General features: G+C 60.8%; 1 protein-coding gene. It reads right to left on the bottom strand.

Annotated elements, in window-relative coordinates:
- Positions 1 to 4,934, bottom strand: a 4,934-nt coding sequence (locus tag CKW37_RS32890; protein ID WP_371864355.1) for a beta strand repeat-containing protein, incomplete at both ends; no start/stop codon positions are given.

Raw genomic sequence — 4,934 nt, 5'->3', positions numbered from 1 at the left:
GTCAGCTTGGCGGTGTAGACGATGTTGCCGCCTTCTTGAACCGAGCCAGTGGCGCTGAGCGTCAGGCCGGTGGTGTCCAGGCGGGCTGGATCATCGGTGACGACGGTGGTCGGAGTGCCTGCAGTTTCCAAGTGCTCGTAGTTGCCGCCGGTTACGCCGGTGATGCTGTTAGTCAGCGGCGTGTTGGTGTTCAACACGTTGTTCGGGGCGATGAAATCGACCGAACCGCTCGAAGCATTCACTGGAATGGTGATGCTTTGGCCGTTAGCCAGAGTAATGACCAGCGGTGCGCCGGTGACTGGAGCCGTTACCGAAGCGGTGTAAGTAACCACTCCGCCTTCAACGGCACTGGCAGTCGCCGTCAGTGTGACGGTCGAGGTATCAATCGAGTCCGTAACAGCAGTTACAGCTGCGGTTGGGCTGACCTCGAGGTGCTCGAAGTCACCGCCAGTGGTGCCCGTGATGGTGACGCTGACGCTACCGGCATCCACGTAAACAGTGTCTTTTGGTGCTGCGAAGGTGACAGACCCTTCGGTAGCGTCCTTGGCAATGGTGATGGTCTCACCGTTGCTCAAGGTGATCTTCATCTCGGTGCCGGCTGGGTTAGTTAGCTTGGCGGTGTAGACGATATTGCCGCCTTCCTGAACAGAGCCAGTCGCGGACAAGGTCAGACCAGTGGTGTCCAGACGAGCCGGATCATCGGTGACGACGGTGGTCGGAGTGCCCGCAGTTTCCAGGTGCTCGTAGTTGCCGCCAGTCACACCGGTGATGCTGTTGGTCAACGGGGTGTTGGTATTCAACACGTTGTTCGGTGCGATGAAGTCCACCGAGCCGCTCGAGGCGTTGACCGGGATGGTGATCGACTGGCCGTTAGCGAGGCTGATGACCAGTGGCGCGCCGGTTACTGGCGCGGTGACGCTCGCGGTGTAAGTGACGACGCCGCCTTCTACCGCGCTGGCAGTCGCCGTCAACGTGACAGTCGACGTGTCGATGCTATCGGTGACAGCAGTGACTGCTGCCGTCGGGCTGACTTCCAGATGTTCGAAGTCACCACCGGTGGTGCCAGTGATGGTCACGCTGACGCTACCCGCGTCGACGTACACGGTGTCTTTCGGTGCAGCGAAGGTGACGGAGCCTTCAGTGGCGTCCTTGGCAATGGTGATGGTTTCACCGTTGCTCAAGGTGATCTTCATCTCGGTGCCGGCTGGATTGGTCAGCTTGGCGGTGTAGACGATGTTGCCGCCTTCCTGGACGGAGCCGGTCGCGGACAAGGTCAGGCCGGTGGTGTCCAGACGAGCCGGATCATCGGTGACAACGGTGGTCGGCGTGCCGGCGGTTTCCAGGTGCTCGTAGTTGCCGCCAGTCACGCCGGTGATGCTGTTGGTGAGCGGCGTGTTGGTGTTGAGCACGTTGTTCGGGGCAATGAAGTCGACCGAACCGCTGCTCGCATTAACCGGAATAGTGATCGACTGACCGTTAGCCAGCGTGATGACCAGCGGAGCGCCAGTCACTGGAGCCGTTACCGAAGCGGTATAAGTAACCACACCACCTTCAACAGCACTGGCAGCCGCGGTCAGGGTGACGGTCGAGGTATCAATCGAGTCCGTAACCGCGGTGACGGCGGCAGTCGGGCTGACTTCGAGGTGCTCGAAGTCGCCGCCAGTGGTGCCAGTGATGGTCACGCTGACGCTACCTGCGTCGACGTACACGGTGTCTTTCGGCGCTGCGAAGGTGACGCTGCCTTCGGTGGCGTCCTTGGCGATAGTGATGGTTTCACCATTGCTCAGGGTCACCTTCATTTCCGTGCCGGCCGGGTTGGTCAGCTTGGCGGTGTAAACAATGCTGCCGCCTTCCTGGACTGAGCCAGTCGCGGAGAGGGTCAGGCCAGTGGTATCCAGACGAGCCGGATCGTCGGTGACAACGGTGGTCGGAGTTCCTGCAGTTTCCAGGTGCTCGTAGTTACCGCCGGTGACGCCAGTGATGCTGTTGGTCAGCGGCGTGTTGGTGTTCAACACGTTATTCGGGGCAATGAAGTCCACCGAGCCGCTCGAAGCGTTGACCGGAATGGTGATCGACTGGCCGTTAGCCAAGCTGATGACCAGTGGTGCGCCGGTAACCGGGGCAGTGACGCTCGCGGTGTAGGTAACGACGCCACCTTCGACCGCGCTAGTAGTAGCGGTGAGGGTCACAGTGCTGGTGTCGATGCTGTCGGTGACAGCAGTCACGGCCGCAGTCGGGCTGACCTCGAGGTGTTCGAAGTCACCGCCGGTAGTGCCAGTGACGGTCACGCTGACGCTGCCCGCATCGACGTAAACGGTGTCTTTCGGTGCCGCGAAGGTCACGGAACCTTCGGTCGCATCCTTGGCAATGGTGATGGTTTCACCGTTGCTCAAGGTGATCTTCATCTCAGTGCCAGCCGGGTTGGTCAGCTTGGCGGTGTAAACGATGTTGCCGCCTTCCTGGACGGAACCGGTGGCGGACAAGGTCAGACCAGTGGTGTCCAGACGGGCTGGGTCATCGGTCACGACGGTGGTCGGCGTGCCTGCGGTTTCCAAGTGCTCGTAGTTGCCGCCAGTCACGCCGGTGATGCTGTTAGTCAGCGGCGTGTTGGTATTCAACACGTTGTTCGGTGCGATGAAGTCCACCGAGCCGCTGCTTGCATTAACCGGGATGGTAATCGACTGACCGTTGGCCAGAGTGATGACCAGCGGGGCGCCGGTGACCGGAGCAGTGACGCTCGCGGTGTAAGTCACTACACCACCTTCAACCGCGCTGGCAGTAGCGGTGAGGGTCACGGTGCTGGTGTCGATGCTGTCGGTGACAGCGGTAACCGCAGCAGTCGGGCTGACTTCCAGATGCTCGAAGTCACCGCCGGTGGTGCCGGTGATGGTCACGCTGACGCTACCCGCGTCGACGTACACGGTGTCTTTTGGTGCTGCGAAGGTCACGCTGCCTTCGGTCGCATCCTTGGCAATGGTGATGGTTTCACCATTGCTCAAGGTGATCTTCATCTCGGTGCCGGCTGGATTGGTCAGCTTGGCGGTGTAGACGATGCTGCCGCCTTCCTGAACAGAGCCAGTCGCGGACAAGGTCAGGCCAGTGGTGTCCAGACGGGTTGGATCGTCGGTGACGACAGTGGCCGGCGTGCCGGCGGTTTCGAGGTGCTCGTAGTTGCCGCCAGTGACACCGGTGATGCTGTTGGTCAGTGGCGTGTTGGTGTTCAGCACGTTGTTTGGGGCGATGAAGTCCACCGAGCCGCTGCTTGCATTAACCGGGATGGTGATCGACTGGCCGTTGGCCAGGGTGATCACCAGCGGAGCGCCAGTCACTGGCGCCGTTACCGAAGCGGTGTAAGTGACTACACCGCCTTCAGCCGCGGTAGCGGTAGCGGTGAGTGTCACAGTGCTGGTGTCGATGCTGTCGGTGACAGCAGTCACTGCTGCCGTCGGGCTGACCTCGAGGTGCTCGAAGTCACCACCGGAAGTGCCGGTGATAGTCACGCTGACGCTACCGGCATCGACATAAACAGTGTCTTTTGGCGCGGCGAAGGTCACGCTGCCTTCGGTCGCATCCTTGGCGATGGTGATGGTTTCACCATTGCTCAAGGTGATCTTCATCTCAGTGCCGGCTGGGTTGGTCAGCTTGGCGGTGTAGACGATGCTGCCGCCTTCCTGGACGGAGCCAGTGGCGGACAAGGTCAGGCCAGTGGTGTCCAGACGGGTTGGATCGTCGGTGACAACGGTGGTCGGGGTGCCTGCGGCTTCTAGGTGCTCGTAGTTGCCGCCGGTTACGCCGGTGATGCTGTTGGTCAGTGGTGTGTTGGTATTCAACACGTTGTTCGGGGCAATGAAGTCCACCGAGCCGCTCGAAGCGTTGACCGGAATAGTGATGCTTTGGCCGTTAGCGAGGCTGATGACCAGCGGGGCGCCGGTCACTGGAGCCGTTACCGAAGCGGTGTAGGTCACTACACCGCCTTCAACTGCGCTAGCGGTAGCGGTGAGGGTCACGGTGCTGGTGTCGATGCTGTCGGTGACAGCAGTCACGGCCGCAGTCGGGCTGACTTCGAGGTGCTCGAAGTCGCCACCGGTGGTGCCGGTGATAGTCACGCTGACGCTGCCAGCATCCACGTACACAGTGTCTTTCGGTGCAGCGAAGGTGACAGATCCTTCGGTCGCATCCTTGGCAATGGTGATGGTCTCACCGTTGCTCAAGGTGATCTTCATCTCGGTGCCGGCTGGGTTGGTCAGCTTGGCGGTGTAAACAATGCTGCCGCCTTCCTGAACGGTGCCGGTGGCGGACAAGGTCAAACCGGTGGTGTCCAGGCGAGCCGGATCGTCGGTGACGACGGTGGTCGGGGTGCCGGCGGTTTCCAAATGCTCGTAGTTGCCGCCGGTGACACCAGTAATGCTGTTGGTCAGTGGCGTGTTGGTATTCAACACGTTGTTCGGGGCAATGAAGTCCACCGAACCGCTCGAAGCGTTAACCGGAATAGTGATCGACTGACCGTTGGCCAGGGTGATCACCAGCGGAGCGCCGGTCACTGGGGCCGTTACCGAAGCGGTGTAGGTGACAACGCCACCTTCAACAGCGCTGGCGGTCGCGGTCAGAGTCACGGTCGACGTATCAATCGAATCCGTAACAGCGGTGACTGCTGCGGTTGGGCTGACTTCCAGGTGTTCGAAGTCGCCACCAGTAGTTCCGGTGACGGTCACGCTGACGCTACCCGCGTCGACATAAACGGTGTCTTTTGGCGCGGCGAAGGTCACGGAGCCTTCAGTCGCATCCTTGGCGATGGTGATGGTTTCACCATTGCTCAAGGTGATCTTCATTTCGGTGCCGGCTGGGTTGGTCAGCTTGGCGGTGTAAACGATGCTGCCGCCTTCCTGAACGGAGCCAGTCGCGGACAAGGTCAGGCCGGTGGTGTCCAGGCGCGC

Origin of the sequence: Pseudomonas sp. Irchel 3E13, from assembly GCF_900187455.1 — a bacterium.
In the GTDB taxonomy this organism is placed as follows: Bacteria; Pseudomonadota; Gammaproteobacteria; order Pseudomonadales; family Pseudomonadaceae; genus Aquipseudomonas.
The sequence above is the reverse complement of the archived record's forward strand: the minus strand, read 5'-3'. Positions and strand labels throughout refer to the sequence as shown.